The organism is uncultured Nostoc sp. (assembly GCF_964247315.1).
Lineage (GTDB): Bacteria > Cyanobacteriota > Cyanobacteriia > Cyanobacteriales > Nostocaceae > Nostoc.
Genome location: NZ_CAXTTT010000022.1, coordinates 1 through 18,981, shown reverse-complemented (window position 1 = coordinate 18,981; position 18,981 = coordinate 1). Strand labels below are relative to the sequence as shown.

At 41.0% G+C, this 18,981-nt stretch carries 16 protein-coding genes and 1 pseudogene; 7 read left to right on the top strand and 10 right to left on the bottom strand.

The genetic code is table 11. The annotated features are described in order from the left end of the window. Positions 1-53: 53 nt before the first annotated feature. Positions 54-443, bottom strand: a complete 390-nt coding sequence (locus tag ACFE93_RS09030) for a hypothetical protein (protein ID WP_375472986.1) — start codon at positions 441-443, stop codon at positions 54-56. Between the two features lie 17 nt (positions 444-460). Beyond that, entirely contained in the window at positions 461-799 is a 339-nt protein-coding gene (locus ACFE93_RS09025; RefSeq protein WP_375472985.1) for a 2Fe-2S iron-sulfur cluster-binding protein, read from the bottom strand. A gap of 75 nt (positions 800-874) precedes the next feature. Here ACFE93_RS09025 and cimA point away from each other — a divergent pair, with 75 nt between their 5' ends. Then, complete coding sequence (gene cimA, locus ACFE93_RS09020; RefSeq protein ID WP_375472984.1) at positions 875-2,608, top strand: citramalate synthase; 1,734 nt, start codon at positions 875-877, stop codon at positions 2,606-2,608. A 134-nt stretch (positions 2,609-2,742) separates the two neighbouring features. On the opposite strand, the gene ACFE93_RS09015 is transcribed toward cimA, so the two are convergent. After that, positions 2,743-3,621 (bottom strand): M48 family metallopeptidase, encoded by an 879-nt coding sequence (locus ACFE93_RS09015; RefSeq protein ID WP_375472983.1) that lies wholly within the window; start codon positions 3,619-3,621, stop codon positions 2,743-2,745. 487 nt (positions 3,622-4,108) lie between these two features. Here ACFE93_RS09015 and ACFE93_RS09010 point away from each other — a divergent pair, with 487 nt between their 5' ends. Continuing rightward, a complete protein-coding gene (locus ACFE93_RS09010; protein ID WP_375472982.1) occupies positions 4,109-5,362 on the top strand; it encodes an acetate kinase in 1,254 nt (417 codons plus the stop codon). A 109-nt stretch (positions 5,363-5,471) separates the two neighbouring features. On the opposite strand, the gene ACFE93_RS09005 is transcribed toward ACFE93_RS09010, so the two are convergent. The 5 genes from ACFE93_RS09005 to ACFE93_RS08985 form a co-directional block, all read right to left on the bottom strand. Beyond that, positions 5,472-7,124 (bottom strand): DUF6851 domain-containing protein, encoded by a 1,653-nt coding sequence (locus tag ACFE93_RS09005; protein WP_375472981.1) that lies wholly within the window; start codon positions 7,122-7,124, stop codon positions 5,472-5,474. A 267-nt stretch (positions 7,125-7,391) separates the two neighbouring features. Continuing rightward, the gene (locus ACFE93_RS09000; RefSeq protein ID WP_375472980.1) at positions 7,392-8,681 is read right to left on the bottom strand and encodes a calcium-binding protein; all 1,290 of its coding nucleotides are present in this window, start codon (positions 8,679-8,681) and stop codon (positions 7,392-7,394) included. Positions 8,682-9,334: 653 nt separating this feature from the next. Next, positions 9,335-10,273, bottom strand: coding sequence for a hypothetical protein (locus ACFE93_RS08995; RefSeq protein WP_375472979.1), 939 nt, complete (start codon positions 10,271-10,273; stop codon positions 9,335-9,337). Next, on the bottom strand, positions 10,270-11,100 hold the full coding sequence (locus ACFE93_RS08990) for a hypothetical protein (RefSeq protein WP_375472978.1): 831 nt from the start codon (positions 11,098-11,100) through the stop codon (positions 10,270-10,272). Before ACFE93_RS08990 ends, ACFE93_RS08995 begins: the two co-directional genes overlap by 4 nt. 103 nt (positions 11,101-11,203) lie before the next feature. Then, entirely contained in the window at positions 11,204-11,713 is a 510-nt protein-coding gene (locus tag ACFE93_RS08985; protein WP_375472977.1) for a hypothetical protein, read from the bottom strand. 536 nt (positions 11,714-12,249) lie between these two features. On the opposite strand from ACFE93_RS08985, the gene ACFE93_RS08980 reads away from it, so the two are divergent. The 5 genes and pseudogenes from ACFE93_RS08980 to ACFE93_RS08960 all read left to right on the top strand — a co-directional run. Next, positions 12,250-13,035, top strand: a complete 786-nt coding sequence (locus ACFE93_RS08980; RefSeq protein ID WP_375472976.1) for a hypothetical protein — start codon at positions 12,250-12,252, stop codon at positions 13,033-13,035. A gap of 212 nt (positions 13,036-13,247) precedes the next feature. Next, positions 13,248-13,667 carry a GNAT family N-acetyltransferase gene (locus ACFE93_RS08975; RefSeq protein WP_375472975.1) on the top strand — a complete coding sequence of 140 codons (420 nt, stop codon included), beginning with the start codon at positions 13,248-13,250 and terminating at the stop codon, positions 13,665-13,667. 17 nt (positions 13,668-13,684) lie between these two features. Beyond that, positions 13,685-14,479 carry an aminotransferase class IV gene (locus ACFE93_RS08970; protein ID WP_375472974.1) on the top strand — a complete coding sequence of 265 codons (795 nt, stop codon included), beginning with the start codon at positions 13,685-13,687 and terminating at the stop codon, positions 14,477-14,479. A gap of 113 nt (positions 14,480-14,592) precedes the next feature. Then, the gene (gene ftsH3 / locus ACFE93_RS08965; protein WP_104907870.1) at positions 14,593-16,434 is read left to right on the top strand and encodes an ATP-dependent zinc metalloprotease FtsH3; all 1,842 of its coding nucleotides are present in this window, start codon (positions 14,593-14,595) and stop codon (positions 16,432-16,434) included. 283 nt (positions 16,435-16,717) lie between these two features. Continuing rightward, positions 16,718-17,134, top strand: a pseudogene (locus ACFE93_RS08960) (Uma2 family endonuclease); the annotation flags it as partial. Between the two features lie 171 nt (positions 17,135-17,305). On the opposite strand, the gene ACFE93_RS08955 reads toward ACFE93_RS08960, so the two are convergent. Both ACFE93_RS08955 and ACFE93_RS08950 read right to left on the bottom strand, forming a co-directional pair. Beyond that, positions 17,306-17,524, bottom strand: a complete 219-nt coding sequence (locus ACFE93_RS08955) for a hypothetical protein (RefSeq protein WP_375473019.1) — start codon at positions 17,522-17,524, stop codon at positions 17,306-17,308. 432 nt (positions 17,525-17,956) lie between these two features. Continuing rightward, positions 17,957-18,733 (bottom strand): ABC transporter permease, encoded by a 777-nt coding sequence (locus tag ACFE93_RS08950; RefSeq protein WP_375472973.1) that lies wholly within the window; start codon positions 18,731-18,733, stop codon positions 17,957-17,959. Between the last annotated feature and the right edge of the window lie 248 nt (positions 18,734-18,981).

Below are 18,981 nucleotides of genomic sequence, written 5' to 3'. Positions count from 1 at the left end.
ACTTATAACTTATAACTTGTAACTAAAGACGGGTCTGAAGACGGATCTGCTCGTTACCACAAGGCGCGAATTGGTTCGTTACTTTGATTTGTATCGCTAGATGGTGTGCTTGTTTGTGAAGAATCTGTATTGCCGTCTGTTGTACTGTCAGTTGAGTCATCGCCAGAATTTTGGGCAACGTTACTCCTGTTGTCAGGTCTTGGGGCTACAATACCGCGTCTATTTTCGTTTGTTTGAGTTGTTTGATTTCCTTCTGTTGCAGGTTCTTCATTATTGCTGCCACTACTGCCATTAACATTGATATTAGCTGGCAGGACTTCTGATTTCTTATCACTGGGAGCGTTAGCAGTTTGTACGCCCATCGGAAAATTGATGCCTAGTAATGTACCAAGCAGAATGGCTAAACCTCCAGCCATTAAAATTAAGGGTGTCCATCTACCCATCTTGTCTTAACTCCTTTTTAACCTTTTGGTGTCCACACTATTCGAGAACCTTGCCCCCAAAATCCATCAAACTTTGTCACTTTCACATCGCCTAAAACTTGAGTTTGACAAGCTAAACGTAAGTCTGTTGTAGGAGAATGGGGAGGAAGCGAACGCCGTGCTTGATCGCGCCAATTCGCTGCTGATACTTTGCCCTCTACCTTAACCGTACAGGTTCCGCAACTGCCAATGCCCCGACAGTTTATCACCTTAGCACCGTCATTGTAGAGAGCAATAGTATTTTGCAGCAAAATCTTGCGGAGATTGCTTCCATGCTCGCAATCAATTGTTTTACCTTCAGCTAGTACCTTAGGCATTTTTAAATTGCCAAACTGGCTTTTTGTTGTATATTGACACATTGCCTCGAAAGTTGTCTCGTCGGTCCCAGTTTTATGACCACAAATTTTTCACCTCAACTTTGGCTCTATGACACTACATTACGGGATGGCACTCAGCGCGAGGGGCTATCTGTATCGATAGAAGATAAGTTACGCATTGCCCGTAGACTCGATCAACTGGGAATTCCCTTCATTGAAGGTGGTTGGCCTGGTGCCAATCCCAAGGATGTACAATTTTTCTGGCAACTTCAAGAAGATCCGCTTAAACAGGCTGAAATTGTTGCTTTTTGTTCAACTCGCCGCCCCAACTCCACTGCCGCCACTGAACCGATGCTACAGGATATTTTGGCTGCGGGAACTCGCTGGGTAACAATTTTTGGCAAGTCTTGGGATTTACACGTGACAACAGGACTCAAGACGACATTAGAAGAAAATTTGGCGATGATTCGCGACACAATTGAGTACCTCCGTTCTCAAGGTCGTCGGATTATCTACGATGCCGAACATTGGTTTGATGGCTATAAGCACAATCAAGATTATGCTTTACAGACATTAGAGGCTGCGATCGCATCTGGTGCGGAATGGCTAGTCCTTTGTGATACCAATGGTGGCACTTTACCCCACGAAATTAGCCAAATTGTTCAAGATGTCATTAGTCATTTGTCATTAGTGAGCCAGTGCGTTGCGGAGGTTCCCTCCGTTGAAGCAACTGGCGTCATTCGTCAAGAATTAATGACCAAGGACATAGACGCGCCAGCGGCTTTCCGCAGGGTAGGACAAAGGACAATGCCCCAAATTGGAATTCATACTCATAACGATTCGGAAATGGCGGTTGCTAACGCAATAGCCGCCGTGATGGCAGGGGCAAAGATGGTACAGGGCACAATAAATGGTTACGGTGAACGTTGTGGTAATGCTAACCTCTGTTCGTTAATTCCCAATTTACAACTGAAGGCGGGTTACAGTTGTATCACAGAAGACCAGCTCACACAACTTACAGAAGCTAGTCGTTTTGTGAGTGAGGTTGTCAACCTTGCGCCAGATGAACACGCGCCCTTTGTGGGACGTTCGGCTTTTGCTCACAAGGGCGGTATTCATGTATCAGCAGTGGAACGTAATCCTCTGACTTACGAACACATTCAGCCGGAACAAGTCGGGAATCGTCGCCGCATCGTGATTTCGGAACAGGCTGGACTGAGCAATGTTTTAGCCAAAGCCCGCAGTTTTGGGATTGAATTGGATCAACAAAAGGCAGAGGCTAGAGAAATTCTCCAGCGCCTCAAAGATTTGGAAAGCGAAGGATTTCAATTTGAAGCCGCAGAAGCCAGTTTTGTACTGTTGATGCACGAAGCTTTGGGAGATCGCCGAAAGTTTTTTGAAGTCAAAGGTTTTCAAGTCCACTGCGACTTGATTGAAGAGAAAGAAACTAGCAATGCCTTAGCTACAGTCAAAGTCGCTGTTGACGGGAAAAATATTTTGGAGGCGGCGGAAGGTAACGGGCCTGTAGCAGCTTTGGATGCAGCTTTACGCAAGGCTTTGGTGAACTTTTATCCCCAAATTGCAACTTTTGATTTGACAGATTACAAAGTGCGTATTCTCAATGGACATACGGGCACTGCGGCGAAAACCCGTGTGTTGGTAGAATCAGGCAATGGTCGTCAACGCTGGACGACAGTAGGGGTTTCCACGAATATTTTGGCAGCTTCCTATCAAGCCGTGGTGGAGGGCTTGGAATACGGTTTGTTATTGCACTCGCAAGCAGAAGCAGCTTTAAAAGCTTCTAGTTGACAAAAGGGATATGTAGTGTAATTAGAGTTTGCGTTTTTCGACAGCAAGAAGCGATCGCACTTTAGCGATCGCTTCTTACGATCTATTAACAATTTTGTGCTTATGTAGCGAAAAAACACTTGTAAATAGAAGCTCTACCAATTGCGCCATCCACCTTTGGTTGCAACTTCATTATTAGTAGATTTCAGTCCGTGACTTTGCAACAGAGTTTGATATTCTGTGCTGCTTGCCCAACGGTCAATTTCTCGCGCCCGTAGTACTGGTACTGGATGGGTTAATTGAGCTGTACGGGCAGCTTTGACCATTTCACCCAGTTCTGTCTTGCTGATGTCATCGTAAGCGCGGGCTTGAGCAACAAAGGCATCGAGATTCAGTTGGGGCGCTAACGTGGGAGAACCACCTGCCAACTTCATCAACACGGACATGACAACTTTCGGGTCTTGGGTTGCTAGTAATGCGGCGCGATCGCAGGTAAACTCAGCACAACGTACCCATTCCAAAAGTTGCGCCTGTATGGCTTGAGCAACGAAGGTTCCGACATTGGGCACAATCGCCGCAGCTAATATTAGTAAATTTACAGGTGTCAAGTAAACGCTATGGTCGCACTTGAGATGTCCCAACTCGTGGGCGATTACTGCTTGTATTTCCTCTGGTGTAAGGATATCAATCAGGGAAGTGTGTAGCACCACAAAAGGCTGCTTACCCCGCACAGCAAAAGTATAGGCATTGGGAGCCGGATGTTGCCGGACATACAACTGGGGAGGATCTATATCCAGGGTTTTACAGGCGTCTAACAACAGCTTGTATAAATCGGGTAGTTGCTTTTCACCCACCAGAATGCTGGAGGCAATATTTTCCACATAGAAAACCTGCTCTGCCATTGGGCCGAGCCAATTTCGCACTAACATATCTATGCCTGGTATCTGCTTGAGCGCTCTGGTAGCTTCCAGGTCTAATGGATGACGAAATGAGTCAGCTTTTAAACCAATTAGCGGGGTTTTGAAGAAGGACATAGTGCAGCAAGCTATAAAAAAACACAATTATGGAATCTGGCTGGATAGAAAAACAGCCTCCCACAGTTAGTATAACGATTTCAGTAGGGGGTTTCCTTTCTTGCATACTCTTAAAACCCTTATCCCTCTTTGAAAAAACTAAGTACAGCATTTGATTAATTCATAGCGAATTAAAGAAAAGCAATAGCCTGCATTGTGAATGCGTTGGCTTGCATTGTTAATCATAGGTGTCAACTTAACGTATAAGCTAGATTTGGCGAACTTTCCAGGTTTGACCCTCACCCCCAACCCCTCTCCCAATTTTGGGAGAGGGGAGCAAATTCTCTAGTTCCCCTTCTCCCAAGTTGGGAGAAGGGGTTAGGGGATGAGGGCAATGTTAATGCGTTCCTCTGCATTAAAAACGCTACGCTTTTACGCAAAACTGTACTAAGCATGAAGCTAGAATTAGTGACACGATTAAAGGAGATCGCCTTTTTTTGTTGTCACTATGAAAATATTGGTACTGAATGCCGGATCGAGCAGCCAAAAGAGTTGTCTGTATGAAATTGCAGATAAAACTCTGCCTACCCAAGCACCCCAACCCCTTTGGGAAGGGAAAATCAACTGGACTCAAGATCGGGGTGTAGCAGAAATTGAGGTGAAAACTGCTACGGGTGGAACGCTGCAAAAATCAATTTCTGGTGATTCTCCACAGGCGCACCTCACCTATATGCTCAATACACTCGATCGTGATGCTATCAAGGTAATCGATCGCTTGTCAGAAATCGATGTGGTGGGGCATCGGATAGTACATGGTGGAGAGGATTATCGAGATAGTGTGGTAATTACAAAAGATGTCAAAAAGGCGATCGCTGGTCTATCTAACCTGGCTCCAGAACATAATCCAGTTGCTTTGGAAGGCATAGAAGCAATTGGACAAATCTTAAAAGATGTCACTCAAGTAGCAGTTTTTGATACCGGATTTCATAGTACTTTACCCGATGCAGCAGCAATCTATCCCGGCCCATATCAGTGGGTAGAGCAAGGTATTCGTCGCTACGGGTTTCATGGTATTAGTCATCAATACTGTTCTGAACGTGCTGTCCAAATTCTCGGTCGAGATGTTGCATCTGAGCGGTTAATTATCTGCCATCTGGGTAATGGTTGCTCTTTAGCAGCGATTAAAAACGGTTGCAGTATTGATACCACTATGGGATTCACGCCCGTAGAAGGATTGATGATGGGTAGTCGTTCTGGTTCAGTCGATCCGGGGATTCTGATTTATTTGTTGCGGCACTGCAATTACTCTATCGAAAAGTTGGATGAGTTATTAAATAAAGCTTCTGGGTTAAAGGGAATTTCGGGTGTATCTAGCGATATGCGTGAAGTGAGAGAAGCGATCGCTCAAGGTAATTCCCGCGCTCAACTGGCGTGGGATATCTACGTGCATCGCTTGCGTTCTGGTATTGGCGCAATGCTGACTAGTTTGGGGGGATTAGATGCTTTAGTGTTTACAGCCGGTGTGGGTGAACACTCTGCGGAAATTCGCCAAGCCGCCTGTGAAGCTTTTGGTTTTATCGGACTGAAAATAGACCTTGAGAAAAATCAACAGCAGCCTGTGGATGAGAATATTGCTACACCCGATTCCTCAGTACGGATATTAGTTATTCATACTCAAGAAGATTGGGCGATCGCCGGCCAATGTTGGCAATTATTGAAAAACTCAGAACTTGCACCAGTCCCAACAACAGCCTCAGAATGAATTTTGAGGCTGATAGCTAAAGTCTTCTAAAGAAGATTGGGTCATGATAAAACATAGACACAAAAAGACTTTTCACCCAGTCCCCAGTCCCCAGTCCCTTGCTATATAACTAAACCGGAGTCAAAAAGTTATTAAACACGAAGTTGCCGACATTCCTACCTACTTGCACCCCGTCTATAGTGGCCGCTTCAATATGGACGCCACCATAAATCCGGCTATCGGCAGACTCTTGGGCTGCCTGTGAAAAGCTGCCGTAATAGCGAGCAACGCCAGGTAATTCTTGTGAAGGAATGTCAAAACTGATGTCGTCGGTGCCGTAGAAAAGTTTCAGAATTTCGGCTGATGCACCACCGAATACAGAATGTCCTGAGATGTAATCTGGGAATGGTGGGGTATCTAGCAGAGGTTCCCAATTAGGATCGGCGATCGTGTCAGGATTATTATCTTGATCGGCATTGCGGATTGCAGTAATCGGGCGCAATTGCTCATACACGTACTTGGCATCCCACCCAACAATACCCGCATCAGCTTGGGCAATGTTCAGCAGTGCAAATAAACGGGCATTTTCTTCCAGAGTATTGTTTTGAGCCAATGCTACTTCTTGCGCGAGTTCGTTCAACTGACCTGGTGGCCTGAAAGTATCACCGCGATCGTAAGCCCAGAATTGGGCAATTTCCGTCTGATCTGCGGTGCGAACAGTGCTATTTTCAGCGCCAAGCGCCTTAACCTGATTAAAATTTCTTGTATACCGAGGGCTACCATACTCAGGGAAAGTATCTGGACGGAACAGCATAACACTGTCTATAGCAAAGGGAGTTACTAGACCCCACTGGGGCAATAATGCTGGTGCAAAATTGGTAGTATTATTTGTTGTTTCACCATCGCTGAAAGTTGGCTTCCAATCGCCAAAGCCAGTTCCCGGCGTGTATGATCCTTGTGCAGTACTTGAACCATCATTTTTCCGGTTATCCAGTATTTGCTGGGCAACCTTGTTTCCGATCGCAATGCCCTTGTTCTCAGCCGTACCATTCGGGATTGTTGCAAGAGACCTTTGCCGCTGTTCATCGAATGTAGTTTTTTGTTTTGGAAACAAATTGACCAGCGTTCGGTAGGCTGCTTCAACTGCCGCAGCTTCTTTTGATGCCCCGGTAGCTTCCGATGCGCTGATGTTCACTAAATAAGGCTTGTAACTCCGGTCAATTGCGTTGACAGCATCATAAACTGCCCCCTGAACGATCGCCTGATTGCGTGCCCCCACTGGAGGTGCTGTTCCCGATGCTTGTATGGCATTTAAGAGAATTGAATTCCATTGGATCACAACGTCACCTCCAGTAATTAACTGGCTGGCTACATTGTTGGCTGTATTACTTTCAGTAACGCTATTACCTGGTATTACCTGTCCAATCAAATAGTAGAGTCCTGGAGAGACAACACTTGCAGTACGGAACTCAGTTCCAGCAAAATCCACAGTAAATGTTTTAGATTGACCAGGCGCTAAATTAACCCTTTGATCGTTCAAACCGCCCAAAAGCTCATCTTTGCCCTTGAGTAAATCGCTTGCACCCCTTGATTGTTCGAGTGTGTTTAGAGAATTGATGTCAAGAACTTTATCAGTTGATGCATACAGTTTGAGATTTACAGGCCCGTTAAACTGTGTATCACCTTGATTCTCAACAACAATTTTTAGTTTTCCCTGTTCATCGGGAAAGATTGTCGGATTTTCGAGAATTTCAGCAAACTGAATAACGATATCTGAAGTCATAAAGCTTTTGTTCCTTTTGTTGCAAATAGGAATAAGATAGTTTTCCTGCTTTTTGCTATTAAAGGACTACCAAAAAATAAATCATCCAATCTGAATTTGTAGGGTGCATTAATCAAGTAACGCATAATTTCGAGCTAATCTGTCATGGTGCGTTAGCTGGAGATATAACGCACCCTACAAGTTGGATATTTTTTAATTGGAATCCTTTAGGCGTGCAGTAACGCTCAGATAAGATTTTGGTTCAATACCCTGAGTCTAAATTTCTAATCAAACAAAAATGAATTGATTGCTATCGGAAAGACTTAGATTGGAGAGCGAAATTCCCTCAACGATACCAATGAGTTCGGGTACAACTTGACTTGGGGTAAAAAATATTCCCGTACCAGATATCGAGCTAACAGGAGATGCATCCAGTAAATACTGACTTGCTGAACCTGCTAGCTGGATTTTATCTACACCACGGATAACACGGTCGTTAATGAAACCAAAATCTTTAATCAGAGCGTAGTCTTGAGTACCACTGGCGTTAATATTGCCATCATTGTATAAAACTACGCCAGAAACAACAGTATCATTACCATTTACATCCCTAGCATTTGCTTGTTCAAGCCCCAGAACAAATGTGTCGTTATTTTTCCCACCGATTAAGGTATCTTTTTCGCCAAAGCCAAATCCTTGTTGCAGTTGACCATAAAAGTCTGTATCAGTACCAATCAATATATCGTTGCTGTTACCGCCATTAAGAGAGTCGTAACCCTGCCCTCCAACTAGTAAATCTTTTCCATCATCACCTTCGAGGAAGTCATTACCTCGGCCACCATAAATTTTGTCGTTCCCATTGTCACCAGAGATTATATCGTCACCACTTACACCGGGGTTGCCCTCTATGTCATCACCGTAAAGTATGTCGTTGCCATCGTCACCATTAATTTGATCGTTGTCTGCCCCACCTTCAATATAGTCATCACCAGAATCACCATAGATTCTGTCTTGACGACCTTGACCATAGAGTTTATCGTTTCTATCACCACCAAAAATGGTGTCATTGCCACTTGCAATCAAGTCTGAATTTCCACTGGCACTATAGTCCCCATAAATGATATCTTTCCCAGCATCACCCAGGAGGTAGTCGTTTCCACTTCCTCCACTAATGAGGTCATCTCCATTGCGACCTGAGACTATATCATCGATACCTAAACTAGTTATAACGTCATCCCCATTAGCACCATAGAGTGTATCCGCATTGGGCGTGCCTATTATTATTTGATTATCATCCTTATCTACATTCCTTATTATTTTCCCAACATTGTCACCGACTCCATCCGCGCTTGTGATAGAGTCGGTGCTATTGAAGCCGATGTTTTTAACAGGAGTAAATAGCGTATCTTTTGATGGAACATACGTACCTGTTTCTAGTTGTTCTAGTCTTGCTAATCGAGTTTGCTCATTTGTAGAAAATACTGGTTCAATTACTTCTGCTTGTGAAGTATCGAATGTGCTTGCTGTCACCTCTTGGAGTTCTTCTAATTCTTGTTGTTCTATGCTGAGTGTTGCCATTTTTTTGATCTCATTTCGTTAAATAACTTGGATGACAGAACTGTTTTTGCTCAATTAAGACAGAGCTACTTTTATCTAGCAGTAATATTGCAGAAAAGAGTGAGCGTTTGAACTATCAAAAGCATTTTTAACTTGATGACTCCGTATGAACGTGTGTAAATCATGGTTGAACTATATGAAACACCAACATAGCTATAGTTTTATATCGGGTTCAGGCTGTGAGTTTTACGCGAACTATTAGTTATTGTTACAATTGTTTACATAAATCAGAAAATGCTATATATACTATTTATAGGTTATTTAAATATATTGAAATATATTTTATACTTAGTAAAATAGACCTCTTACATCAACACTGCTATTTTGATAAGGTTTGAGCGAAGAAGTACTCCCATTGCTAAACTTATTCATTCTTGGCAAGCTTGTTTGTGTTCTAAGAAAGAATTAGGGCTACCGGATTCAGGAGTGCAGGTATTAGTGATAAAGACTCAATCAAATTGAGCGATCGCTCAACAGTGTTGGCAGTTGTTGAAACGTAATTAGAAAGTCTGATTTAATTTAGGTACATTGTTTTAATATCTCAGCTACCCTAATCTTTTTTTTAAACAGTCTTTCACAATAAAATATCTTTTTCAATGCCTCATACTCAATTTTCAAGCTAGTAACCAACGCATAAAGCCTTTACTAATTTGCCCCACTACAAAACTAAAAACTCTTTGTAATAGCGGCCCAAGTAGTGACAAAAACAGCAAAAATAAGAAATTAGTGGGAGTAAAAAGAAAAATACTAGAACTGACACAAGTTATTCCCCACGCCAGCCAATTTCGATATTGAGAACTGATAGAAGTCCATCTTGGAAGTTGATTAACAAGCCAATAGCGAATAGTAGCAAATACAAAAGATGTTACTAGTCCAACAAGTATTGATAATGAAAGTGCTAAATGTAATTTCCAAGCGAAAAAAGCAGCAGGTAACAGCGAAGCTAGCTCCCAAGCTAATAGATTTAATTGAGTCTGAAAATAGCTTAGTATTTTTTCAATAAGCCAATAATGCACATAAACAATATTTAAACACTCAGGATTTTGGATAAAATTATTCCTTACTTTGTGAATTATGTCGCCATAAAATAAGATATTACTTTGTAAAACAATATCTTCTTCTTTCCACAAATATAAAGCTGATGTATCTTCTTTATAATACAAATTAAAAGTAAGTACATACTGTAAATTTAATTTATTTTGTAATAATTTACTCCAAAATAATCTGATAAAACTTACTATAAAAGTATCGTCAAAAAGTTTTAAAATTTTAAAATTTTTTTGAGCAACTACTAATTTATGGTATTGTATGGTACTATCATTAAAGCAGTTGTAGTATAAAAGATAAGCTATTAATTTTGGCGGGATGTACACAGAGCAGTCTATTTTTCGCGCTTCCTCAATTTGTTTTAAAACTGCCTTATTTAGATAAAAAGCATACTGTCCTGCCTCAACTTTAATTTCAAGTTTAATAGGAGTACCTTGAGGTATTTGCACAAAGAAAGATAGTTGAACATCAGCTTTACTATCTGTGTGTGTTTTATCGGCGTTCATTGTCGGGATAACTTTGCAAGATTTTGTACAATACCAATCAGAAAATCTAGTGTTCCACGCCACTGCTTCTCTCCAGTAACTACCCCTTCATTATGTATTTTTAGGATTAAATCTCTATCACCTTCAGATAATTGAAATAGCTTTGTATGGTAACGACTGATAATATCTCCATCTAACTGCATAACAGTTTGAGCATAAATAATATCGATATCTATGGTTGTAATGTTGTCACTATTAAGCGCTGCTTTAAGCTCAGACATTTTCCGCAGTGTCCGAATAAATTTATCATTATTCAAAAGTTTTTCAATCTCTTGCCACCTGTGTTGTAAACTTTTTAGATTATTTTCTTCTCCATCTGCAACAGGAGTTGGAGCAGGCAATATTGGTCGAGCTAACTTTATGTATACCTCATCAGTTGGAACAATATTTGCTTTATGTTCTACCTGATATTTAAGACGCTCCTGATATTGGATTATTCTGGAGTCTGGCTCACTAGTCTCAGTACTTTGTTCAAGGAGAATGTAAAAATATTCCCTTTCAAGTTGTGCAAATAGACTTATATAACGCTTGCGTAGCTCTTGAGCTTGAGTTTTTTCTGGCTCTATTAAATCGTCTGGATTTGGAATTCCTTTGCTATCAAAGTAGTCTTTGTCATTTATTGAATAAATCTCTTCATACGCTTGCCAAGCATTAAACTTTGCACCAGTAATTTGCTCCACAACCATCGTATTTATTTCTAAAGCTGTAATATCATCAACTAATTCATGTATAGATGAGACTACTTTTTCTAGTAAATCTTTAGCTTGTTCTTGAATTTTGTTAAGCATAGTCATAATTTCCTTGATTTATCTAAAGCAAATTAACCTACAGGTAGAGATAAGCTCATATCCTGTAAGTATTTTTGGGTTAATATCAATTAATAAATCTCAACTACTGGGGACGGGATAGCGATTGTTGTGAAGTTTTACGAGATTTCATAATTTCTATAAAAAATCCATACAACTTATGCAAACTTTCTATATTTTTGTGCATAATCTCTCGACTTTCTTTGATTTGAGTTAGATGAAATTCGCGAAGTTCTGTATATGGACCACTACCAACAAATTGACTACCAACTTCGTTAGTTATATCACCATCAATTAGATTGATTATAGTGTGCATTCGATTACCTTTTTGAGCAGTTTGCTGCTCTCTTGGTTGTTCTAACTGAGTAGATGATTCTGGAACCCAAGTGGTAATTTCTAGCTCGATCACTTCAACTATTGCTGTTTGAATAGCATCAATAATGTCATCAATATTGAATCCTTCCCCTTTACTATTCAGCTTCTTAACTTTTATTTTAAATTCACTACTTGGTTTGCTAGATTGACTATTGCTTTCCCCATTTTCTATGGCTTGACCATTAGTTGCTGTGATTTCGTTAAAAGTGTTATTCACCATGACTTTTTAGAGATTACAGACAGATTTAGTATAAAGTAAGATACGATTTTAGGTTATGTCAAAATTTTTAAGACTTTTACTCAAAAAAAGTAATTAAAGTCAAAACAACTTAATAATTTCAGAAATTTTTACTAAAAAAAGTTATGGCTTTCCTAAAGTCAAATTTATTTTAGAAAAAGAATAATACCATGCTAGATTTTGGAGCCACGGTTTGCAATGAGTCTACCAATGCGGTAGGTAAGGTTTCTCCGCTGTTTTAAGTGGCTTTGATTCTGAAAGATTTATTTAATTAATTAGTTTTTGGGCGTTTCATTCCAATCTGTAAAAATTAGATATTACTTGTAAACAAAGAAACATAAAGTATATCTCAGAAAAACAACAGTTAAGTATAATTTAATACTAATAACAGATTAATTTATTTTAGTCAACCTGTTTTTTATTTGCTTTAGCAAAGCGTAGACGCACAAGTAGGGCTGACTTTTCTTATACCACTATGTATACAATAATATAACTATAATGATAAAGACAAGGAAAATATGTTGTTATCGCGTCAAGCTTTTGCTACACCTTTTGTAATTTGTATGTGTATTTTAGGAGTTGCCTTGATTCAATTCCCCCAATTGCAAAAACTAATAAATAGAAAACAATCTGTCTCTTTAGAAACTTTAGAAAAAGAAATAAAATCTGAAAATCTTCGCCTGAATTTTCTCCAAAAAATGCCTAGTTTTGGTTATGATAACTTCATTGCAGATTTGGTATATCTCAATTTTTTACAATATTTTGGAGATGATGAAGTTCGGGATAAAACAGGTTACAGTTTAAGTCCAGAATATTTTGAAGTTATTCTAGGACGCGACCCGCGATTTTTAGCAGCGTATCGCAGTCTTTCGATCAGTACTTCATTGTATGCTGGTATGCCAGAACGTGCGATCGCATTATCAGAGAAAGGCTTAAAATCAATATCTCCGTCAGTTCCCGAAAAATCATATTATATATGGCGTTTTAAAGGAGTTGATGAGTTATTATTTTTAGGCAACGCTCAAGCTGCCCAACAGTCTTTTGCAACAGCGGCAAACTGGGCAAGTAAATTTTCAGATCCAGAGAGTCAGCTTATAGCTAATACTTCCCAAAAAACTGCTGAATTTCTGAGTCGAAATCCTAACAGTAAATACGCTCAAATTTCTACATGGTCAATGGTTTTAAATAATCATGCCGATGAGAGAACTCAGAAACGCGCAATTAAGGAAATCGAAGCTTTGGGAGGAAAAATAGTTACAACTCCTGAAGGTACTCATAAAATTATATTTCCTCCTAAAGATTAAATTATTATTCATAAGGGGTTGTTGCAAGTTTTGTAGAGAATTATATTCACCCAATTTTTTTAAATTTATCACGTATATTGAGTAATACCAATTCGCAATGGGCTACGCCCCGCTACGTAACGCAATTCGCAATTGAGAAATTTAGATACAGCAAGGCAATCCCTGCTTATATCTGTTGCCTTATTTTAGATAATTGGTATAAAGTAATATTTATGTCAATAAAATTGGCAAAATCTGACTTTCAAATATTAGGGTGTTTTTCTGTGATTTCCCAGCTGCGCCCTCACCTTGAGCAGACTAAGTTTGTAGAACAAGTTCGATATCAAATGCAAGAAGGATATCAACTTGTATTTTTAGAAGTAGAAAAGCAAGCTGTTGCGATCGCTGGATTTCGCATTTCTAATTGTTTAGCATCGGGAAAGTTTTTATACATTGATGATTTAGTTGTTGATGAGTTGCAGCGATCGCATAGCTATGGCCAAGAGTTATTTCAGTGGCTAATTGAATATGCCAGAAATCATGACTGGAAACACCTAAGTCTGGATTCTGGTGTTCAGCGATTTGCAGCCCACAGGTTTTATCTCATGCAGCGTATGAGTATTACAAGTCATCATTTTTCAATGGAGTTGTAGCAACAAGCAATTTGGTTGTGACAAATAATATTTTTTGGTATGACGGCAAATTAATTCACTCTCGAACCCTAGAATTAAACATTAACGATCCGGGTTTACTTTATGGGGCAACTGTTTTTACAACATTGCGGGTTTATGAGAACTCCCTAGATAGTAATTTAACTAATTGGCAAGCACATTGCGATCGCCTACTTTCCTCACTACAAACTTTTAGTTGGCAGCAACCCGATTGGAAGCGTCTGCGTCAAGGCGCTCAAATTCTTCTCCCACACTTTCCCGTTCTCAGAATTACTCTCTTTCCTGATGGACGAGAGTGGATAACTGGCAGATTCTTACCGCAAGATTTGACAGAAAAACAAAATAATGGTATTTTGTGCGCTGTTGCCAGTTCAGAATTTTATCGCTCCCTCCCCTCTCATAAAACTGGAAACTATTTGAGTGCTTGGTTGGCAAAAACTAGCTTAGATGCTCAAGAAGCAATATTAGTCGATACTCAAGGAAATTGGCTAGAAACCAGCACAGGCAACCTTTGGGGATGGTGCGATCGCAGTTGGTACACGCCACCGTTGAGAGCCGGAATTTTGCCGGGAATTGTGCGATCGCAACTTGTAAACTGGTTGCAAAACCACCAGCAGCCAGCGCTAGAAGAAACTTGGAGCGTCGAGTTAGTCCAGAGATTTGAAGCGATCGCCTACACTAATAGTGTGGTAGAAATTATTCCCATTCATACCGTTCATCTGCCTTCAGGGTCGCTACAATGTAATCCCTACCATGATAGTTTTCAGCTAATAAGGGAGCTTTTTTTAGCATGACATCCACGCCAAATTTGTTATATCTTAAGATAAGTTAACATAATTCTTAATAATCACCTTTGCGATCGCAGATGCTAGGCGATGGTGCGAAAAATACCGGAGGATAGACCTTAGTGAATAAAAGATGGAGAAATGCAGGGCTGTACGCGCTGCTGTTTATTGTCGTCATTGCGCTGGGAACAGCATTTTTTGACAAACAACCCCAAAGCAGAGAGACATGGCGATATAGTCGCTTTATTCAAGAAGTTCAGCAAGGCAGAGTAGAAAAAGTCAGTTTGAGTGCAGATCGCTCTACAGCACTGGTTACACCCAAATATGACCCAGCGAAACGGATTGTTACCTTAGTCAACGATCCAGACTTGATTAATACTCTGACTTCTAAAGGCGTTGATATTTCTGTTTTGCCCCAAACCGACGAAGGATTTTGGTTTAAGGCACTGAGCAGCTTATTTTTCCCTGTATTGCTTTTGGTTGGCTTATTCTTCTTGCTACGTCGCGCTCAAAGTGGCCCAGGTAGCCAAGCGATGAACTTTGGCAAATCCAAAGCCAGAGTGCAAATGGAACCACAAACTCAGGTGACATTTGGCGATGTCGCTGGTATTGACCAAGCCAAGTTGGAATTAAATGAAGTCGTAGACTTTTTGAAAAACGCCGATCGCTTTACTGCTGTTGGTGCAAAAATTCCTAAAGGTGTGTTGTTAGTTGGCCCTCCTGGTACAGGTAAAACCCTCCTAGCTCGTGCGGTAGCTGGTGAAGCTGGTGTGCCCTTCTTCTCGATCTCTGGTTCGGAATTTGTGGAAATGTTCGTAGGTGTGGGTGCATCCCGCGTCCGCGATTTATTTGAACAAGCTAAAACTAATGCTCCTTGTATCGTCTTCATCGATGAAATTGACGCCGTAGGTCGTCAACGGGGTGCAGGTTTAGGTGGTGGTAACGATGAGCGGGAACAAACCCTCAACCAGTTGCTCACAGAAATGGACGGCTTTGAAGGTAACACTGGCATCATCATTATTGCCGCTACCAACCGTCCTGATGTCCTAGATGCAGCCCTATTGCGTCCTGGTCGTTTTGACCGTCAAGTTGTGGTAGACCGTCCCGACTATGCCGGACGCAGCGAAATCCTCAAGGTACACGCCCGTGGCAAGACCTTGGCGAAAGATGTGGACTTGGATAAAATCGCCCGTCGTACCCCTGGATTTACTGGCGCAGATTTATCCAACCTGTTGAATGAAGCCGCAATTCTGGCAGCACGCCGGAATTTGACTGAAATTTCAATGGATGAAATCAACGACGCGATCGATCGCGTATTAGCTGGGCCAGAGAAGAAAGACCGGGTAATGAGCGAAAAGCGCAAAACCTTGGTGGCATATCACGAAGCTGGTCACGCTTTAGTTGGTGCTTTGATGCCAGATTATGACCCAGTGCAGAAGATTAGTATCATTCCTCGTGGTCGCGCAGGTGGTTTAACTTGGTTTACCCCTAGCGAAGACCGGATGGACACTGGTTTGTACAGCCGCGCTTATCTGGAAAATCAGATGGCTGTGGCTTTGGGTGGTCGGCTCGCTGAAGAATTAATCTTTGGTGAAGAAGAAGTTACCACTGGTGCTTCTAACGACTTACAACAGGTAGCCCGGGTTGCGCGTCAGATGATTACCCGATTTGGGATGAGCGATCGCTTAGGCCCTGTTGCTCTTGGTCGTCAACAAGGTAACATGTTCCTCGGACGGGATATCATGTCAGAGCGTGATTTTTCTGAAGAAACTGCTGCTGCCATTGATGAAGAAGTCCGCAAACTTGTAGATGTAGCCTATACACGCGCTAAAGAAGTGTTAGTGCGTAACCGCCACGTCCTAGATCAGCTAGCGCAAATGCTGGTTGATAAAGAAACAGTAGACGCTGAAGAGTTGCAAGAAATTCTCTCGAATAACGATGTGACAACCGCTGCGTTTGCCTAATTTAATCAGAAGTGATGAGTGAAAAACAATTTTTAGCTCGTAACTTTTAAAATTTGGGGTAATTCTGAAATTTTCCAGAGTTACCCCGATTTTTTTAATTTCTTGGCAAAAGCCCGGCCATGAAGACCGGGCTTTTAATCCGTAATGGGGTTATATCCCCGGAGGTTCGTTATAGAGTTTCAGTATAAATCGCTAATCTGATAAAGACTACCACCTGAGCATAATCAATTCCGGAAAATTAGAAAAATTTTTTTAGATACACCAAAATCAAAGCAGCTATAACTTTGATGAAAACCTCCGTTTAAGTTATGCAATTTGGGAAGAAGAAAAAGTTCCTATATTGGTACTGGAAGTAGTATCTCAGACTGATCGCGGAGAATACACTACTAAGAAAAACGAGTACGCAAAGCTGAAAGTCTTGTACTATGTCGTTTATAATCCTACTCGCCGCCGCAAGCAACACTTAGAGGTCTATAAATTAGTCAATAACGAGTATCAATTGCTCTCAGGAAATCCTGTTTGGCTACCAGAGGTAGGTTTGGGAATTGGCATAGAACGAGGAATATATCACGGTATCACGCGAGAGTGGCTTTACTGGTATAACGAGCAAGAACGACGTTTACAAACGCCGGAAGAACGCGCCCAAATATTGGCACAAAGGTTACGCGAACTTGGTGTAGATCCTGATTCTCTCTTGTGAAAACTAAAAATTAGGGTAATTCGGAGATTTTACGAATTACCTTGATTGCAATCAATGCAAAAAAATCTATGCATTCTGTGGCACACCTCTTATAGCGATCAAATAGATAACTTTCTATATCTCGATCGGACTAGCCTAAACAATGACTAAATACTCAACTAGTTGCTTAACTTAAACTCTGGATGCCGGTTTCAAAAATAGCCACGCCACAAAGAACGTAGCCGCTGTAAATAGTTGCGTCAAATCCAAAGCAGATAGATAGCCATCTGCAAATGAAGCAATACTGCGATCGGTAATGCCAAATACCCAGGATGACAGGCCAAATAGCCAAATCCCATTCTTGAGATTTCCGACGAATTCTTTAGAGTCCGATCGTTTTTGATCTTTCATAATCTTCTGTTCGGTTGGTGAAGAATCTGGTGATTGATGTGAAATACCTGCCATTGGGAATTTTTTCTGACTCCTGACGCTGAATTTACACCTTCTACTATTAATATTAATAAATATTTCAGCTGCTTGACTTCAGTACTCAAAGGTACATCTGATAATCATGACATTCTTTTTTTGATTCTGTTACCTCTGATAGATGGCAATGGGTTGAGTTTTCAGCTTTACAGCATTGAGTTTGAATACTGAAATTACATTATTTTTAAATAACCATATAAATATTTATTTATGCTTTGTATAAAATACTCCATAGGATAGATGCGTTTCCAAAAAGTCCTCAAGTTTAAATTGCGTGGATACTTTGTAGGGGCGCATAGCTAGCTGTGCACCCCTACAAGGAAATGAAATACTTATTTTGGATGTAGATGAATCCCTTTACCTCACCAACTGCGCGGTAGAATTAAAAAATTGACGACACAACCCCTTCGTGATTAAAACTGTTGTCAACAAGTTAGCAAAAGCAACCATAAACATAATCAAAATTTCGTAGGAGACAGCATCTAGAGGTTTGACACCAGCTAATAACTGTCCGGTAGTAATTCCTGGTATTGCGACCATACCTATGAGTATCATTTGATTGAGAGTAGGAATCAATCCGGCTTTGATGGCGTCTTTGCGATACTGGCTAACTGCTTGCTCTGGAGTTGCACCTAAGCTTAAATGGGTTTCTATTTCGAGATGGCTGGAATTAATGGTGCTGACAAGGCGATCGCCTGCGATCGCAGCTGCATTGGTAGCATTACCTAAGACTATCCCTGCTAGAGGGATTATATACTGTGGTTCGTACCATCTTTCTGGTTGAACGATCAAGAAGTTGATGTAAAACACTGTGACGGCGGTACTAATTAAAATTGCACCCCACACCAAAGGCAAAAGATGAGGAATTTTTTGGCTGATGCGATTTCGTGCGACAATCGCCGTAATTGTCAGCATTATTGCTAATAGCGCCAAAACTGCCCAAGCATTGTCTAAAGCCAAGATGAAATCTAAAATGTATCCCAATACAAGAAGTTGTAAGATGGTTCTCCCAGTAGCAAGGGCTAGGTTCAACTCTAATCCTAATTTTTCCCAGGCAGATAAACCAATGGCGATCGCCATCAATCCCACACCAATAGCTAAATCCACGAAATCCAGCTCGATCAGATTCTGCATGGGTTCTCTATCTCGTGGTATTTTCTTCTCAAAGCAGCACACACATCTGGAACTTTGACCAGATGTGTTGGATCTTGGTTGATATATATCACTTTCATCAATTCAAAATTCCAAAATGGTACAACCTTAACATGGCAAACATCCTAGTACGGCGGGCGCGGAAATAAACATACCCCTTCGGGTTCGGCAGTTCCTCATGGGGGGAACCCCCAAGACCGGACTGCCTCACCATTTCAAATGCCGCAAGA